This window comes from Methylobrevis albus (assembly GCF_015904235.1).
In the GTDB taxonomy this organism is placed as follows: Bacteria; Pseudomonadota; Alphaproteobacteria; order Rhizobiales; family Pleomorphomonadaceae; genus Methylobrevis_A; species Methylobrevis_A albus.
On record NZ_JADZLT010000016.1, the window covers coordinates 15,098 to 31,535 of the forward strand.

12 protein-coding genes are annotated in these 16,438 nt (G+C 69.8%); 7 read left to right on the top strand and 5 right to left on the bottom strand.

Going from position 1 to position 16,438, the window contains the following annotated elements; all coding sequences use genetic code 11:
• Nucleotides 1-79: 79 nt before the first annotated feature.
• On the bottom strand, nt 80-1,741 hold the full coding sequence (gene betA / locus I5731_RS00105; RefSeq protein ID WP_197309320.1) for a choline dehydrogenase: 1,662 nt from the start codon (nt 1,739-1,741) through the stop codon (nt 80-82).
• 247 nt (nt 1,742-1,988) lie between these two features.
• On the bottom strand, nt 1,989-4,088 hold the full coding sequence (betB, locus tag I5731_RS00110; RefSeq protein ID WP_197309321.1) for a betaine-aldehyde dehydrogenase: 2,100 nt from the start codon (nt 4,086-4,088) through the stop codon (nt 1,989-1,991).
• A 466-nt stretch (nt 4,089-4,554) separates the two neighbouring features.
• Here betB and I5731_RS00115 point away from each other — a divergent pair, with 466 nt between their 5' ends.
• The 3 genes from I5731_RS00115 to choV all read left to right on the top strand — a co-directional run bounded on the left by I5731_RS00115 (nt 4,555) and on the right by choV (nt 7,718).
• Entirely contained in the window at nt 4,555-5,523 is a 969-nt protein-coding gene (locus I5731_RS00115) for a choline ABC transporter substrate-binding protein (RefSeq protein WP_197309322.1), read from the top strand.
• 161 nt (nt 5,524-5,684) lie between these two features.
• Complete coding sequence (gene choW, locus I5731_RS00120; protein WP_197309323.1) at nt 5,685-6,536, top strand: choline ABC transporter permease subunit; 852 nt, start codon at nt 5,685-5,687, stop codon at nt 6,534-6,536.
• Between the two features lie 3 nt (nt 6,537-6,539).
• Nucleotides 6,540-7,718 (top strand): choline ABC transporter ATP-binding protein, encoded by a 1,179-nt coding sequence (choV, locus tag I5731_RS00125; RefSeq protein ID WP_197309324.1) that lies wholly within the window; start codon nt 6,540-6,542, stop codon nt 7,716-7,718.
• A 191-nt stretch (nt 7,719-7,909) separates the two neighbouring features.
• Here choV and I5731_RS00130 read toward each other — a convergent pair whose 3' ends face one another.
• The 3 genes from I5731_RS00130 to I5731_RS00140 form a co-directional block, all read right to left on the bottom strand.
• Complete coding sequence (locus I5731_RS00130) at nt 7,910-10,651, bottom strand: phosphoenolpyruvate carboxylase (RefSeq protein WP_235981448.1); 2,742 nt, start codon at nt 10,649-10,651, stop codon at nt 7,910-7,912.
• Between the two features lie 172 nt (nt 10,652-10,823).
• Entirely contained in the window at nt 10,824-11,135 is a 312-nt protein-coding gene (locus I5731_RS00135; protein ID WP_197309325.1) for a P-II family nitrogen regulator, read from the bottom strand.
• Between the two features lie 2 nt (nt 11,136-11,137).
• Nucleotides 11,138-12,142, bottom strand: a complete 1,005-nt coding sequence (locus I5731_RS00140) for a sodium-dependent bicarbonate transport family permease (RefSeq protein WP_328837793.1) — start codon at nt 12,140-12,142, stop codon at nt 11,138-11,140.
• Nucleotides 12,143-12,600: 458 nt separating this feature from the next.
• Between I5731_RS00140 and I5731_RS00145 the strand changes: the two genes are divergently transcribed.
• The 4 genes from I5731_RS00145 (at nt 12,601) to I5731_RS00160 (ending at nt 16,427) form a co-directional block, all read left to right on the top strand.
• Nucleotides 12,601-13,572, top strand: coding sequence for an ABC transporter ATP-binding protein (locus I5731_RS00145; protein ID WP_328837804.1), 972 nt, complete (start codon nt 12,601-12,603; stop codon nt 13,570-13,572).
• Nucleotides 13,569-14,498, top strand: coding sequence for an ABC transporter permease (locus I5731_RS00150; RefSeq protein ID WP_197309328.1), 930 nt, complete (start codon nt 13,569-13,571; stop codon nt 14,496-14,498). The genes I5731_RS00145 and I5731_RS00150 overlap by 4 nt, the downstream gene beginning before the upstream one ends.
• Entirely contained in the window at nt 14,495-15,307 is an 813-nt protein-coding gene (locus I5731_RS00155) for an ABC transporter permease (RefSeq protein ID WP_197309329.1), read from the top strand. The genes I5731_RS00150 and I5731_RS00155 overlap by 4 nt, the downstream gene beginning before the upstream one ends.
• A 91-nt stretch (nt 15,308-15,398) precedes the next feature.
• Nucleotides 15,399-16,427, top strand: coding sequence for an extracellular solute-binding protein (locus tag I5731_RS00160; protein WP_197309330.1), 1,029 nt, complete (start codon nt 15,399-15,401; stop codon nt 16,425-16,427).
• Nucleotides 16,428-16,438 lie beyond the last annotated feature (11 nt).

The following is a 16,438-nucleotide window of genomic DNA, read 5'->3' on the forward strand; positions in this document are numbered from 1 at the left end:
GCGCGGCAAGCTAGCGCGCGGCGGGCGCCCGGAAACCTGCCGTGCCGGCAGGACAGACCGGCGCCGGGTGCGGGTCTCGTCAGCGCTGCGCCGTCTGCCAGTTCGCCGCTTCGTAGCGCGGCGCGTTCGACGGCGCGAGCCGCGGCCGGCCGAGGATGTGGTCGGCGGCCTTCTCGCCGATCATGATCGTCGGCGCGTTGAGGTTGCCGGTCGTCACCGACGGCATGATCGAGGAATCGACCACGCGCAGCCGCTCGACGCCATAGACCCGCGTCTCGGCGTCGACGACGGCCATCGGATCATCCTTCGCGCCCATCTTCGCCGTGCAGGAGGGATGATAGGCGCTCTCGACCTTCTCACGCACGAAGGCGTCGATCTCGTCGTCACTGGTGACGTCGGCGCCGGGCTGGATCTCGCGGCCGCGATAGGGGTCGAACGCGGCCTGCGCGAAGATCTCGCGGGTGAGGCGCACGCAGGCGCGCATCTCGGCGAGGTCGTCGGGGTGGCTGAGGTAGTTGAAGCGGATCTTCGGTGCTTCGAGCGGATCGGCCGAAGCGAGCCGCACCCAGCCGCGGCTCTTCGAGCGCATCGGCCCGACGTGCGCCTGGAAGCCGTGTTCGGAGGCGAGGCCCTTGCCGTCGTAGGTCACGGCGAGGGGGAGGAAATGATACTGGATGTCGGGATAGGGGATCCCCGGCGCCGAGCGGATGAAGCCGCAGGTCTCGAAGTGGTTGGTGGCGCCGAGGCCCTTCTTGGTCAGCAGCCAGCGCAGCCCGATCAGCCCGCGCGCAAAAAGCCCCATCGACGAATAGAGTGTGATCGGCAGCTTCGAGGCGACCTGGAAATAGAACTCGAGATGGTCCTGCAGGTTTTCGCCGACGCCCGGCAGGTCGTGCACCACCGGAAGGCCGTGCGCTTTCAGCTCCGCCGCCGGGCCGATGCCTGAGAGCTTCAGCAGCTGCGGCGAGTTGATCGGCCCGCCCGACAAGATCACCTCGGCATTCGCCCGGGCGATGTGCTCGGTGCCGCCGCGGAGATATCTCACGCCGACGGCGCGCCGGCCCTCGAAGACGATGCCGGTGGCGCGGGCGTGGGTGACGACCGAGAGATTGGATCGCGACATCGCCGGCTTCAGGTAGGCGTTCGCCGCCGACCAGCGCACGCCGTCCTTCACCGTCATGTCCATCCGGCCGAAGCCTTCCTGGGCGTGGCCGTTGATGTCCTCGGTGACGGGATAGCCCGCCTGCCGGCCGGCCTCGACGAAGGCGTGGTAGAGCGGGTTTTCCAGCCGGCCGTAGGTCGTCGCCAGCGGGCCGTCGCCGCCGCGATATTCGTCGCCGCCCTCGCGCCGCGTCTCGGCGCGCTTGAAATAGGGCAGCACGTCGGCATAGGCCCAGCCCGCCGCCCCCTCGTCGCGCCAGCGGTCGAAGTCGCCGGGATTGCCGCGGACGTAGACGAGGCCGTTGATCGACGACGAGCCGCCGAGCACTTTTCCACGCGGGCAGTGCATGCGGCGGCCGCCGAGACCGGGCTCCGGCTCGCTCTCGTACATCCAGTTGTATTTCTTCATGTTCATCGGGATCGACAGCGCGCTCGGCATCTGGATGAACACCGAGCGGTCGGAGCCGCCGAACTCGAGCACCAGCACGCTGTGCCGCCCGTCCGCCGACAGCCTATCGGCGAGCACGCAGCCCGCCGATCCGGCGCCGACGATGACGTAGTCGAAGGTGGAGGTGGTCATCGATCGATCCTTGGTGGAGCTTCGTCGTGTGGCGGGCCGGGCCCTTGCCGTGTGGCCTCCCCCCCTCCCTGTCCCTCCCCCGCTTCGCAGGAGAGGGGACGATGGGCGAGAGGGCCTTCGAAACACTGAGGCTGCGCCGGGCCGAAACGCTGTTGAAGCCGTCGCCCTCACCTCCTGCGTCCCCTCTCCTGCGAAGCGGGGGAGGGACAGGGAGGGGGCAGCGGCGCCCGCCGCCTTACACGCCCTCTCAGTACGGCGCCTCGACCCGGCCGAGGTTGACGTAGACGCTCTTCAGCTGGGTGTAGTGCTCGATCGCCGCCTTGCCGTTCTCGCGGCCGAGGCCGGACTGCTTGGCGCCGCCGAACGGCAGCTCGATCGGCGTCACGTTGTAGTGGTTGATCCAGCAGGTGCCGGCCTCGAGCTGCGCAATCACCCGGTGCCCCCGCGCGAGGTCCTTCGTGAAGACGCCGGCGGCGAGGCCGAAGTCGGTGGCGTTGGCGCGCGCGATCACCTCGTCCTCGCTGCCGAACGACAACACTGTCATCACCGGCCCGAAGATCTCCTCGCGCACGATCGCCATGTCGTCGGCGCAGCCGTCGAACACGGTGGGGGCGACGAAGCAGCCGGCGCCGAGCCCGCCCGCCGTGACGCGCTCGCCGCCGACGAGCAGCTTCGCGCCTTCGGCCGTGCCGCGCGCGATGTAGCCGAGCACCTTTTCCATGTGCGCTTCCGAGATCAGCGCGCCGACCTGCGTCGCCGGGTCGAGCGGATCGCCCACCGTCATCGCCGCGACGCGGGCGACCAGCTTGTCGAGGAAGGCGGCCTTGATGCTCTGGTGCACGAAGACGCGGGTGCCGTTCGAGCAGACCTCGCCGGCCGAATAGAAGTTGGCGAGCAGCGCGCCGGAGACCGCGTCGTCGAGGTCGGCGTCCTCGAACACGATCAGCGGCGACTTGCCGCCGAGCTCCAGCGTTACGTATTTCAGCGTGGCCGCGGCATCCGCCATCACCTTCTTGCCGGTGCCGACCTCGCCGGTGAGCGAGACCTTGGCGATCTTCGGGTGCCGCGTCAGCAGCCGGCCGGTGTCGGCAAAGCCCTGCACCACGCTGAAGACGCCGTCCGGCACGCCGGCTTCCGTCATGATCTCGGCGAGCTTCACGGCGGTGAGCGGGGTCAGTTCCGCCGGCTTGAAGATCATCGCGTTGCCGCAGGCGAGCGCCGGCGCCGACTTCCAGCACGCGATCTGCAGCGGATAGTTCCAGGCGCCGATGCCGGCGACGATGCCGAGCGGCTCGCGCCGGGTGTAGCCGAAGGCGGTCGGCCCGAGGTCGACGTGCTCGCCCGACAGCGTCGCGGCGAGCCCGGCGTAATACTCCAGGCAGTCGGCGCCGGAGATCACGTCGACGACGCTGGTCTCCTGGATCGGCTTGCCGGTGTCGAGGGTCTCGAGCCGGGCGAGCTCGTCGTTGCGGGCGCGCAGGATGTCCGCGACACGCTTCAGGATGCGGCCGCGCTCGGCGCCGGTCATCGCCGCCCAGACCTTCTGGCCGCGCGCGGCGGCGGCGACCGCCGCCTCGACCTCGGCCTCGCCGGCAATCTCGACCCGGGCGAGCACGGCACCGGTGGCGGGGTTGACGCTGTCGAAGGTCTCGCCACCTGCGGTGTCGACGAAGCGACTGCCGATATGGTTGCGGACGAGCGGAACGGCTGAACTCAAGGACGAAACTCCGGGCAGGGACGGCACCGACGCGATCTGTGCGTCGACGAAGGCGGTGGCGATGGCGCGGGCGGTGCCGCTGTCGGTCTCGCCCGTTGCAGACAGCGTCGAGCGCAGCCAGAGGCCGTCGATCACGGCGGCGATGGCGATGGCGAGGCGCTGGGCGTCGGCGGCGGGCACCAGCGCGCGCAGCGGCTGGCGCAGGTTGGAGAGCATGCGGCTCTGGTAGACCCGCTGCACGCGGCGCAGGCGGTCGGAATGCAGCACCTGGCCCCAGAAGGCGAGCCAGACCGAGCAGGTGCGCTGGTCGAATTCCTCCGGCGCGAGGTTCGCCTCGATCACCGCCTGCAGCCGGGCGCGCGGCGTGCGCGCCTGCTGCAGGCGCACCAGCACCGCATTGGCGACGCGGGAGGCGAGGAAGCGCAGCGTCGCCTCGAGCAGCCCGTCCTTGTCGCCGAAGTAATGCGCGACGAGGCCGGGCGAGACGCCGGCGCGCCGGGCGATCTGGGCGAGCGTGGTGGCGTTGAACCCGACCTCGACCAGCGAATCGATGGTCGCCTCGATCAGCTGGCGCCGGCGCACGTCTTCCGGCTCGCGCCGGCGTCCGTCCTCGATCTCGATCTGCGCCACGTCGCTCTCCGTCGGCTTTCCGGCCGTCGCGACGCCCCGATCAGAGGGCGCCCGACAGGCTTGCCTTATTGAATGATCGAATAATACACGGCGGCCGAGCGAACGGAAGTCGAGACTTTGGCCAGCCTGCACAAAAGCTCGCCGCGCTGCATCTGCGTGCTTTTGCTGCGCTGCGGCGCGGATTTGTGCGGTTCGTGATGCAAAAATGCGCGTGACAAGCGCAGCGACTTCGTATTGATTGCTTAATCAATAGAGCTCGCACAGAGCCATGGGAACAGCTGCCGACGATCGCATGAGCCGATCGTCGGTGCGGACTTCGGCGCGACGCTCCTTTGGGGTGGCTGCGATCGGGTGACCGCGACGACGACGGGCGCTAAGCTCCGCGTCGCCGGCCGGCAGGGGCGTTGCCGCACGACGGCCGCAGGGCCGCGCGGACACGGACAGACAGCGAGGGGAAGAGCGAACCATGACGAAGATCAGCATTTCGGCTGCGGCGACGAGGGCCGGGCTCGCCGGCGTGGCGCTCGCGGGCGTGCTCTACGCCGGGCCGGCGGCCGCCGCCGATCCCGAGGCCTGCAAGACCGTCCGCTTCGCCGACGTCGGCTGGACCGACATCACCGCGACGACGGCGATGGCCTCGGCCGTGCTCGAAGGCCTCGGCTACACGCCGACGACCCAGGTGCTGTCGGTGCCGGTGACCTACGCGTCGCTGAAGAACAAGGACATCGACGTCTTCCTCGGCAACTGGATGCCGACCATGGAAGGCGACCTCGCCCCCTACCGCGAGGACGGCTCGGTCGAGGTGCTCGGCGTCAATCTCGAGGGCGCGAAGTACACGCTCGCCGTGCCGGCGAAGCTCTACGACGAAGGCCTGAAGACCTTCGCCGACATCGCGACCTTCAAGGACAAGCTCGGCGGCAAGCTCTACGGCATCGAGCCGGGCAACGACGGCAACCGCCTGATCCTCGAGATGATCGAGGGCGACAAGTTCGGCCTCAAGAGCTTCGAGCTGGTCGAATCGAGCGAGCAGGGCATGCTGGCCCAGGTCGACCGCGCCGTGCGCCGCGACGAGGGCATCGTGTTCCTCGGCTGGGAGCCGCACCCGATGAACGCCAACTTCGAGATGAAGTATCTCGAGGGCGGCGACGAGGTGTTCGGCCCCAACCTCGGCGGCGCCACCATCTACACCAACGTCCGCGCCGGCTACACGGGCGAGTGCCCGAACGTCGGCGCGCTGCTCGCCAACCTGAAGTTCACGCTCGAAGCCGAGAACGTCGTGATGGGGTACATCCTCAACGACGGCATGGATCCGGCGCTCGCCGCCGAAAAGTGGATCAAGGACAATCCCGCCGTGCTCGACGGCTGGCTCGCGGGCGTCACCACGCTCGCCGGCGAGCCGGGGCTCGACGCGGTGAAGGCCGACCTCGGCCTCTGACAGGGGGCCGCGCCGCACCGGGGCCAGTCCCCGGTGCGGCCGTGCCACCACCCGAAGCCTCGATGCAAGAGACCTGATGCACGAGGGCGCCGGCGACCGCCGGGGCCGCCGGACGCGCACGTCCGCCATCCGCACCGCCAAAGCAGAACGGGGCAACGCCGATGTACGACTGGTTGACCGAGCACAAGATCCCGTTGGGTCTCTGGCTCAGAAACGTGGTGAATTTCCTCACCGACAACGTCCAGGGCCTGTTCGACCTGATCTCGCTGGTGCTCGGCGGTCTCGTCGACGGCTTCACCGCGGCGCTGCTCTGGTTCAACCCCTTCGTGCTGATCGCCCTCGTCGCGGCGCTCGCCTATGCGCTGCACCGGTCGCTGGCGCTGGTCGGCTTCATCGTCGCCGCCTTCCTGTTCATCGCCAACCTCGGCTACTGGGAAGCGACGATGCAGACGCTGGCGCTGATCTTCTGCGCCACCATCGTCTGCGTCGTGATCGGCGTGCCGATCGGCATCCTCGCCGCCCACCGCCCGCGCTTCTACGCGTCGATCCGGCCGGTGCTCGACCTGATGCAGACGCTGCCGACCTTCGTCTACCTGATCCCGACGCTGGTGCTGTTCGGCCTCGGCGCGGTGCCCGGACTGATCTCGACGGTGATCTTCGCGATCCCCGCCCCGATCCGCCTCACCCATCTCGGCATCTCCTCGGTGCCCAAGCAGCTCTATGAAGCCGGCGTCGCCTTCGGCGCCACCCGCAAGCAGCTCCTGTTCAAGGTCGAGCTGCCCTACGCGATGCCGACCATCATGGCCGGCGTTACCCAGTGCATCATGCTGAGCCTCTCGATGGTCGTCATCGCCGCCCTCGTCGGCGCCGACGGGCTCGGCAAGCCGGTGGTGCGCGCCCTCAACACCGTCAACATCGCCATGGGCTTCGAGGCCGGCATCGCCATCGTCCTCCTCGCCATCGTCCTCGACCGGGTCTGCAAGAGCCCCGAGCGCAAGTCGAAGAGGAACTGACCGATGCCCGCCGTCGAATTCCGCAACGTCGACATCGTCTTCGGCAGCCGCCAGAAGCAGGCGCTCGCCATGATCGATCGCGGCGCCACCCGCGACGAGATCCTCGCCGAAACCAACGCCGTGCTCGGCGCCGCCGGCGTCAGCCTCACGATCGAGCGCGGCGAGATCTGCGTGCTGATGGGCCTGTCGGGCTCCGGCAAGTCGACCATCCTGCGCGCCGTCAACCGCCTCAACGAGGTCGCCCGCGGCGAGGTGCTGGTCGAGCACGACGGCCGGCAAGTCGACGTCGCCTCCTGCGGCGAGGCGGAACTGCGCGACGTGCGCATCAAGACCGTGTCGATGGTGTTCCAGCAGTTCGGCCTGCTGCCCTGGCGCACCGTGCGCGAGAACGTCGGCTTCGGCCTCGAGATCCGCGGCGTGCCGGCCGATGAGCGCCGCCGCATCACCGACCAGAAGCTCGCCATGGTCGGCCTCACCGCCTGGGCCGACAAGTATGCCCACGAGCTCTCCGGCGGCATGCAGCAGCGCGTCGGCCTCGCCCGGGCGTTCGCCACCGACGCCGACATCCTGCTGATGGACGAGCCGTTCTCGGCGCTCGACCCGCTGATCCGCGACAAGCTTCAGGACGAGCTGCTCGACCTGCAGAAGTCAATCCAGAAGACGATCATCTTCGTCAGCCACGACCTCGACGAGGCGCTGAAGCTCGGCAACAAGATCGCCATCATGGAAGGCGGCCGCATCGTCCAGGCCGGCACCGCCGAGGACATCTTGCTGCGCCCGGCCAACGCCTACGTCGCCGAGTTCGTCAAGCACATGAACCCGCTCAACGTGCTGCGCGGCACCTCGGTGATGCGCCCGGCCGAGACGCTCCGCCGCGAGGCCGGCTGCGTGCTGCTCGACGCCGAGGGTGCGGTGCGCGTCACGGTGGATGCCTCCGACCGGCCGATCGCGGTCGACCTCAACGGCCGCAAGGGCGTGCTCGGCACCATCGACGACAGCGGCGAGCGCATCGAGGCCGACTGCGACGTCATCGTCGCCCCGGTCGACCTCAAGCTGAAGCAGGCGATCGCGCTGAAGCGCCAGACCAACCACCCGATCCTGCTCGTCGACAACCTCGGCCGCCTCGCCGGCCTCTGCGACGACGAGGAGATCTACCGCGGGCTGCTGCAGCGGGGGAACTGAGGGGCGGAGTCCGAGGCTCACCCCTCATCCGGCCTTCGGCCACCTTCTCCCGCAAGGGGAGAAGGGAAGGGGACCGAGAGGCTGGGGATTAGCCACCGGATACGTGGACCGATCGAGCGCTCCACTTCCTTCTCCCCTCGCGGGAGAAGGTGCCCGAAGGGCGGATGAGGGGGGCCTACTGCCCCCCTCCCTCACCCCGTCCAGCCGAGCCCGCCCGCGATGCAGTTCATCGAAAGCAGCAGGGGGACGAGCGACTCCTGCGAGCCCTCCGCCGCAGCGCCGCCCTTGTCGCGGAACTCGCGCAACAGCTCGACCTGCCAGCGGTTGGTGCGTTCGATCATCGGGCGCACGTGCTCGGTGCGCCGGTAAAGCGCCGGAAAGCGCGTCGCGAGCCGGCTCTCGCCCGAGATCGCCAGCACGTGCTTCACCGTGCGGGCATATTCCTGCCGCACCATGCCGAGGATGCGGTCGCGCACCTCCTCGTCCGGCACCAGTCCGGCGTAGAGCGCGGCGATCTCCATGTCGGCGAGGTAGAGCGTCTTCTCGACCTCGTCGATCATCAGCCGGAAGAAGCGCGACTGCTCGAACATCGTCCCGAGCAGCACCCGGCCATCCTCGCCGCGCACCTTGAGGAACGAGTCCAGCGCCGTCCCCATGCCGTACCAGCCGGTGATGAGATGGCGGTTCTGGCTCCAGGCGAACACCCACGGAATGGCGCGCAGATCCGCGAGCGCCCGGGCGCCGAAGCGGCGGGCCGGGCGCGAGCCGAGCTTCAGGAGCGCGAGTTCCTCGACCGGGCTCGCGGCGTTGAAATAGTCGATCAGCCCGGGCTGCTCGATCAGCTTGCGGTAGGAGGCGAGCGACAGGCCGGCGAGCGCTTCCACCGCCTCGTCGTGGCCGGCGTTCGGCAGCGGCTCGCGCGGCGACTTCACCGTATGGGCGAGCACGCTGGCGGCGAGCAGCTCGAGCTGGTAGCCGGCCGAGCCGCGGTTGGCGAACTTCGACGACACCACCTCGCCCTGCTCGGTGATGCGCAGCCGGCCGCCGACGGTGCCGGCCGGCTGCGCCGCGATCGCGCGCCCCGTCGGCGCGCCGCCGCGGCTGACCGAGCCGCCGCGGCCGTGGAAGAAGCAGATCTTGACGCCGCCCTTGCGGCCGACCTCGACGAGGCGCTTCTGCGCCTTGACGAGCTCCCAGCTCGAGCACAGGAAGCCGCCGTCCTTGTTGCTGTCCGAGTAGCCGAGCATGATCTCCTGCACCTGGCCGCGGGCGCGCAGCGAGCGGCGCACCACCGGCTCGGCGAACAGCTCCTGCATGATGCCGGGCGCCGCCTGCAGGTCCTCGATCGTCTCGAAGAGGGGGATCACCGTCACCGGCTCCTCGCCGCCGGCCCCGTTGACTTCCTCGCCCTGGCGCAGGCCGGCGTAGGCCGCGAGCAGGTAGAAGGCGAGCACGTCGGCGGCGGTGCCGGTCATCGACAGGATCAGCGCGCCGATCGCCTTGGCGTCCGGCCCGCCGCGCGCCTCGCGCACCACGTCGAGCACCGCCATCATCTCGGCGGCTTCCGCGGGCAGGGCGGCGCGGTCGACCGCCGGCAGCTCGGCCTTGGCGAGATCCTGGCCGATGCGGGTGCGCCAGAGCCGCGAGTTGATCTCGGGCACCGGCACGCCGGGATCGAGCTGCTGCCAGATCGCCTCCAGCGTGCGGTTCACCACGGTGGAATTCTGGCGGATGTCGAGGGCGGCGGTGCGGAAGCCGAAGATCTCGACCTCCCAGCGCAGCGGCCGGATCCGCATCACGGCAAGGTCCGGCGCGTCGACAGCGGCGAGCGCCTTCTCGGCCGAAAAGAGGTGCCGCGCGAGCTCCGCCGGCGAGCCGTAGGGCTTGGCGCCGTTGGACGTGTCGCCGCCGGTCGCCACCAGCCGTTCGAGCACGGCGACGAAGAACTGCCGGAACACCTCGCCCGGATTGCGCCGCACGATCTCCTCGCCCGAGCCCGACGTGCGGATCACTTCGGCCAGCGTCCGGGTGAACTCGGCCGGCAGCGCCACCGAGCCGGACGAGATGCTGAGCGTCCGAATGAGGTCGACCACCCGGGCCGAGATCCGCTCCACCGCGGCGCGGCGGTATTCGCCGAGCGCCGCGCGCGTCGTCTCGGCGGTGACGAACGGGTTGCCGTCGCGGTCGCCGCCGATCCAGGTGGCAAAGCGCAGCACCGGCGCGACCGGGATCGGCGTCTCCGGATAATGGCGGGCGAGCGCGATGGAGAGGCTCTCCATCACCTGCGGCGCCTGCTCGTAGAGCGTCTCCTGGAAGAAGTGCAGCCCCCAGGCGACCTCCTGCTCGACGGTCGGCTTCTCGAGCCGCAGCTCGCCGGTCATCCAGAGCAGGTCGATGTCGTTGCGCAGCTGCCGGCGCAGCGCGTCGCGCTCGCGCGGCGTCCAGCGATTGGATTCGAGACCGACGAGGCCGCGGTAGATGCGGCGGTGGATCTCCAGCACCGTGACGCGCTTCGCCTCGGTCGGGTGCGCGGTGATGGTCGGGCAGGCCTCGGTCTCGGCGAGCGCGCGGGCGAGTTCCTCCGGCCCGACGCCGGCCGCCGCGATCTCGGCGATCACATTGGAGAACGAGCCGGTGACCTGGTCGGGCCCGCCGGTCGATTCGAGGCGGCGGCGCGCGCGCATCGCGACGTTCTCTTCCGCGATCGACAAGAGCTGGAACCAGATGCCGGTCACCTGCAGCGCCGGGACGCGCAGGTCGGGGGGCACCGCGGCGCCGCCGCCGCTGAAGACATAGCGGCCGAGGGCGGGCTGGCGCACCTTGATCACATCGGCGAGCAGCTCGTAGAGCAGCTCGAACACCTCGGTGAACTCGTCGCTGTCGGCCGGCGGCGCTGCGAGATTGCGCCCCTGTTCGAGCATGGTGGCAGGCATGGTGCGGTCTCCGCCTTCCGATCGTTGCCTCGGCGGAATGCGGAGCGCGCCCCGCCGCGCGTTGCCCCTTTAGTAGTAGAATGGAACAGCAGCGGCGACGGCGTTGATGCCGCAGGGCGCGCGTGCCGCAGGGGGCAGGTCGGGGGAAGAGGTCCGGGCGGAACCGGCGCCGTCAGAAGTGGTCGCCGCGCAGCACGAGCACGTCCGACAGGGTCAGGATGCCCATCTGGCGGCGGACGAGCTTGAAGACTGGGTCGACCACGGTGTCGACCCGCTCGGCCGCCACGATCACCGTCACCACCACCATGGTGCCGGCGGCGGTCGCCTGGCCGTCGCTGCTCCACGATCCGCCGTGACCGCTGCCGGCCAGCGCCGGCACGACGGTGTAGCCGGTGACGCCGAGCCCATCGAGCAGCGTCGTCAGGCGTCCGACGACGACGGCCTCGACGATGATCTCGAGCTTCTTCTTGGTGAACCACTCCATTGTCAGACCCCCGCGACGACCTCGGCCAGCGCCAGGTAGAGCGGCAGGCCGATGGTGAGATTGAAGGGGAAGGTCACCCCCAGCGACAGCGTCAGATAGAGCGCGGGATTGGCCTCGGGCAGGGCGAGACGCATCGCGGCCGGGACCGCGATGTAGGACGCCGACGCCGACAGGCTGATCAGAAGCGCCGTGCCGCCGAGCGACAGGTCGAGCCCGAGGGCGAACAGGGCGGCGAGCAGCGCCGAGACCAGCGGGAAATAGACGCCGAAGGCGATGACGCCGGGCGTCAGCACCCGCGCCCCCTGGCGCAGGCCGCGTCCCGCCACGAGGCCCATGTCGAGCAGGAACAGGCACAGCACGCCGCGGAAGGGATCGACGATGAACGGCGCGATCATGCCGAGCCCGCGTTCGCCGGTGATCCAGCCGATCAGGAACGACCCGACCAGCATCACGATCGACCCGTTGAAGGCGATCTCGCGCAGCAGATGGCCCGTGTCCCCGTTGCCGTTGCCGTTGCCGTCGCCGTTGCCGTCGCCGGCCTCGGGGCGGCGGCCGCGCCGGGCGATCAGCAGCGCCGAGACGATCGCCGGGGTCTCCATCACCGCGGCGACGGCGATCAGATAGCCCTCGAAGTCGACGCCGAGCTGGCGCAGCATCTCGGTCGCCGCGACGAAGGTGACGATGGAGATCGAGCCGTAGTGCGCGCCGACCGCGGCGGCATCGACCAGCGACAGCCGCGTGGTGGCCCGGAGCAGCGCGACGCCGATCAGCGGGATCACGAAGGACAGCACGATCGCGGCACCGATGGTGCCCAGCATGCCGAGGCTGAGCCCGGTCTTCGATACCTCGACGCCGCCCTTGAAGCCGATCGACAGCATCAGGTAGAGCGCCAGCGTCTTGGCGACGGCCTCGGGCACCGAGAGGTCCGAACGGACGAGGGCGGCGAACAGTCCGAGCGCGAAGAACAGTACCATCGGGGACGACAGGTTCTGCTGCGCGAGATCCATGGCTCCCATCGACCCACCCTTTGCTGATCGGCGCGGAAGATATGGCGCGTTGTGCGGCGCAACAAGATCAGCCCGGTGGGCCGGATCCCAGCCGGGATGATTTGTCACGCGGCGGCGCTGCGGATCGATCCGGGCGCCTCCCGGACGGGCCGGCCGCAGCGGATCGGGCGCCGCATCGGGCGCGCCCGGCATCGGCGCGCGGATCGCCGCCCGCATCTGATTCGCGCGCCGCCCGGCGTTCTCCCCCTTGCCGACCCGCCCGATTCCGCTGGCCGAACTCCTGCCTTGCCAGCGGGCAAAAATTGCGCTTGCCTGCGAACAATGCAGGGGCCGTCGCCGCTGCGGGGTGAAGCCGTCGGCGGTGCGTCTTGGTGGAGCGAAGCGGACCCGAAGCGGGACTTTCAGGATCGACGCCGGTCGCCGCGGCGCCGCTCGTCGCGGTCGATGCCGTCAGCAAGGTGTTCGCCGGCCACGGCGGCGGCGCCGAGACCCGGGCGCTCGACGACGTCAGCCTCGAAATCCGCGCCAACGAGTTCTTCACGCTGCTCGGGCCCTCCGGCTGCGGCAAGACCACGCTGCTCCGCCTCGTCGCCGGCTTCGAGCACCCGACCGCCGGCACGATCCGCCTCGACGGCACCGACATCCTGCCGCTGCCGCCGCACCGGCGGCCGGTCAACACCGTGTTCCAGTCCTACGCCCTATTCCCGCACCTCACCGTCGCCGAAAACGTCGCCTTCGGGCTCGAGCGGCTCGGCCGCCCGGCGGCGGAGGTGAAGGACCGGGTCGCGGCGATGATCGCGCTGGTGCGCCTCGGCGGGCTGGAGCGGCGCAAGCCCGCGCAACTCTCCGGCGGCCAGCAGCAGCGCGTCGCCTTCGCCCGGGCGCTGGCGCCCGCGCCGCGGCTGCTGCTGCTCGACGAGCCGCTCTCCGCCCTCGACCTGAAACTCCGCCGCGAGATGCAGGGCGAGCTGAAGCGGCTGCAGCGCGAGACCGGCGTCACCTTCGTCCTCGTCACCCACGACCAGGAGGAGGCGCTGGCGATGTCCGACCGCATCGCGGTGATGCGCGCCGGCAAGGTGCTGCAGCTCGGCGCCCCGGCCGAGATCTACGACCGGCCGGCAACGCGCTTCGTCGCCGACTTCATCGGCGAGGCCAACATCGTCGCCGGCGCCCGGGTCGGCAGCCCGGCGCCCTTCGTCGCGATCCGCCCCGAGCGCACCACGATCGCCCCCGCCGGTGCGGCCGGCCTTGCCGCCACCGTCACCGCGGTCACTTTCCTCGGCTCCGACACGCTCTACGACATGGAGCTTGCCGGCGGCGGCGCGATGCGGGCGCGGCTGCGCGAGCCGGTGCCCGGGCTCGCCCCCGGCGCGTCGGTCACGGCCGGCTGGCCGGCCGATGCGGCCCGCCCCGTGGCGGAAGACCCATGAGCGCGGCGCTCGCCCCCGCCATCACCCCGGCGCCCGCCGCCCCGACGGCGCCGGGCCTCGCCGCGCGCACGGTGACGCTGCTCGTCCCGGCGGTCGCGGTGATCGTGCTGTTCATGGTCGTGCCGATGCTGATCGCGGCCGGCTATTCGTTCCTCACCGCCGGCGCCTACGGCGGCGTGCGGCTGCCGCTCACCGCCGACGCCTATGTCCGTTTCCTGTTCGACCGCGACCTCGACGACAGCCTGATCTTCGACACCACCTACATCGGCATCTTCGCCCGCTCCTTCGTGCTCGCGGTGCTGACGACGCTGTTCTGCGTCGCGATCGGCCTGCCGCTCGCCTGGTTCATCGCCTGCCGCGAGCGCCGCGCGCGCGATGCGCTGCTGCTCGCGATCACCATCCCGTTCTGGACCAACCTGCTGGTGCGCACCTATTGCTGGGTGCTGATCCTGCGCGATCAGGGCCTGCTCAACGGCGCGCTGCAGGCGAGCGGGCTGACCTCGGCGCCAATCACCTTCCTCTATTCCAACGAGGCGATCCTGCTCGGCCTCGTCTATTCCTTCCTGCCGTTCATGGTGCTGCCGATCTATGCGGTGGTCGAGAAGATCGACCCGCGCCTGATCGAGGCCGGGCACGACCTCTATGCCGGCCGACTCGCCGTGTTCCGCCACATCGTCTGGCCGCTGGCGCGGCCGGGGATCGCGGCGGGCACCCTGCTCGTCTTCGTGCCGGCGCTCGGCGCCTTCCTCGCCCCCGACCTCCTCGGTGGCGGCAAGAAGCTGATGATCGGCAGCCTGATCCAGCTGCAGTTCACCTCGTCGCGCAACTGGCCGTTCGGCGCCGCGGCGGCGATGATCCTGATGGCGCTGGTGCTGGTCGGCCTCGTCGTCATGGCGCGCAGGCGCGGCGCGGGGGCGCCGCGATGAGCGCCGCCCGCGGCTTCGACTGGCGCCGCACGCCGGGCCTCGGCACCTTCACGGCGCTGGTCTTCGTCTTCGTCTATGCGCCTCTCGTCGTCCTCGTCGTCTACGCCTTCAACGCCTCCAACCTCGCGCTCGTCTGGGGCGGCTTTTCCGTCGAGTGGTTCGCGAAGGCCCTCGGCAACGAGAACCTCCGCCGCGCCGCCACCAACAGCGTCATCGTCGCCGTCGTCGCCACCGTCGCCGCGACGCTGCTCGCGCTGCCGGCGGCGCTGGCGCTGGAGCGCGGCCGCGCGTTCCGCGGCAAGGCGGCGGCGGAGGGCCTCGTCGCGCTGCCCCTCGTCGCGCCCGAGATCGTCACCGCGATCGCGACGCTGGTGTTCTTCTCGGCGATCGGCCTGCGCCTCGGCCTCGGCAACGTCGCGCTCGCCCACATCGTGTTCTGCATCCCGTTTGCGATGCTGCCGATGCGGGCGCGGCTGCGCGAGATGAGCCCCGACGTCGAGAACGCCGCCCGCGATCTCTATGCCGACGAATGGCAGGTGTTCCGCCGTGTGACGCTGCCGCTGATGGCGCCGGGCGTCGTCGCGGGCGCCATGCTCGCCTTCATCGTCTCGCTCGACGATTTTCTGATCACGCTGATGGTCGCCGATGCGGGGGCGACAACCCTGCCGGTCTATCTCTACGGTATGCTCCGTCTCGGCGTGACGCCGGAGGCGAACGCGGCCGCGACGATCCTGCTCGCCGTGTCGGTGACGGTGGTCGTGGTGGCGACGCTCGTGATGCGGCGGGGGGAAAGAGCCGTCGCGGCCTGAGCACCGTCACCGGCGTTTCGCGGCCGCTGCGCTATTGCAACGAACCAAACCGGACCGGTGCAGCATGCCGGCCGATCCAAGGGGGACAGACATGAAGACCGCCGTCCGCGCATTCGCCTTCTCGCTCGCCGCCTGCGCCGCCGGCGCGGCCCAGGCCGAGGGCGAACTCTTCATCTACAACTGGTCCGACTACACCGCGCCGGAGCTCGTCGAGAAGTTCCAGAAGGACACCGGCATCAAGGTGACGGTGGATTCCTACGATTCCAACGAGACCCTGCTCGCGAAGCTCAAATCCGGCTCGGCCGGCTACGACATCATCGTCGTCTCGTCCGACTTCGTGGAGATCTTCGCCAAGGAAGGCCTGATCGCCGAGATCGACGCCCCGACGCTCGCCGGCTTCCCCAATCTCGACAAGCGCTGGACCGGCCCGGTCTGGGATCCGGACAACGCCTACACCGTGCCGTGGAACTGGGGCACGACCTCCTATTCGGTCAACACCGACAAGGTGAAGGAGGGCACCGACAGCCTGAAGCTGCTGTTCGAGCCCCCGGCCGAGATCGCCGGCCAGGTCGGCATGTTCGGCTCGCCGTCGGAAGTGATCGCGCTCGCCCAGCGCTATCTCGACATGGATCCGTGCCAGACCGACACCGAGAACATGAAGAAGGTGCAGGACCTCTTGCTCGCCCAGGCACCGGCGATCAAGGTCTACAACTCCGACGGCATCATCGAGCGCCAGGCTTCGGGCGAAACGCTGGTGCACCAGCAGTGGAACGGCGCCGCCATGCGCTCGCGCGAGCTCAACCCGGCGATCAAGTACGTCTATCCGAAGGAAGGCGTCGTCGGCTGGATGGACAACGTCGCGGTGCCCGCCTCGGCGAAGAACATGAACAACGCGCTCGAGTTCATCTCCTACATCATGCAGCCGGAAAACATGGCGCTGCAGTCGAACTTCACCAAGTACGCCAACGCGGTGACCGGCTCCGAGGCGTTCTTCGAGGCCTCGATGCAGGGCGCGCCCGAACTGATCACCCCGGAGGATGTCAAGGTGGTATTTACCCCGGCCTGCTCTGAAGAGGCGACGCAGCTGATGGACCGGGTGTGGACGCGGTTGAAGCGGTAAGAGGGGATTTC

What these genes read in the sequence shown, in the direction of transcription:
- betA (WP_197309320.1), bottom strand. Translation starts at nt 1,741, where the DNA reads ATGACCACCTCCACCTTCGACTACGTCATCGTCGGCGCCGGATCGGCG.
- I5731_RS00115 (WP_197309322.1), top strand. Translation starts at nt 4,555, where the DNA reads ATGACGAAGATCAGCATTTCGGCTGCGGCGACGAGGGCCGGGCTCGCC.
- choW (WP_197309323.1), top strand. Translation starts at nt 5,685, where the DNA reads ATGTACGACTGGTTGACCGAGCACAAGATCCCGTTGGGTCTCTGGCTC.
- choV (WP_197309324.1), top strand. Translation starts at nt 6,540, where the DNA reads ATGCCCGCCGTCGAATTCCGCAACGTCGACATCGTCTTCGGCAGCCGC.
- I5731_RS00130 (WP_235981448.1), bottom strand. Translation starts at nt 10,651, where the DNA reads ATGCCTGCCACCATGCTCGAACAGGGGCGCAATCTCGCAGCGCCGCCG.
- I5731_RS00135 (WP_197309325.1), bottom strand. Translation starts at nt 11,135, where the DNA reads ATGGAGTGGTTCACCAAGAAGAAGCTCGAGATCATCGTCGAGGCCGTC.
- I5731_RS00140 (WP_328837793.1), bottom strand. Translation starts at nt 12,142, where the DNA reads ATGGATCTCGCGCAGCAGAACCTGTCGTCCCCGATGGTACTGTTCTTC.
- I5731_RS00150 (WP_197309328.1), top strand. Translation starts at nt 13,569, where the DNA reads ATGAGCGCGGCGCTCGCCCCCGCCATCACCCCGGCGCCCGCCGCCCCG.
- I5731_RS00155 (WP_197309329.1), top strand. Translation starts at nt 14,495, where the DNA reads ATGAGCGCCGCCCGCGGCTTCGACTGGCGCCGCACGCCGGGCCTCGGC.
- I5731_RS00160 (WP_197309330.1), top strand. Translation starts at nt 15,399, where the DNA reads ATGAAGACCGCCGTCCGCGCATTCGCCTTCTCGCTCGCCGCCTGCGCC.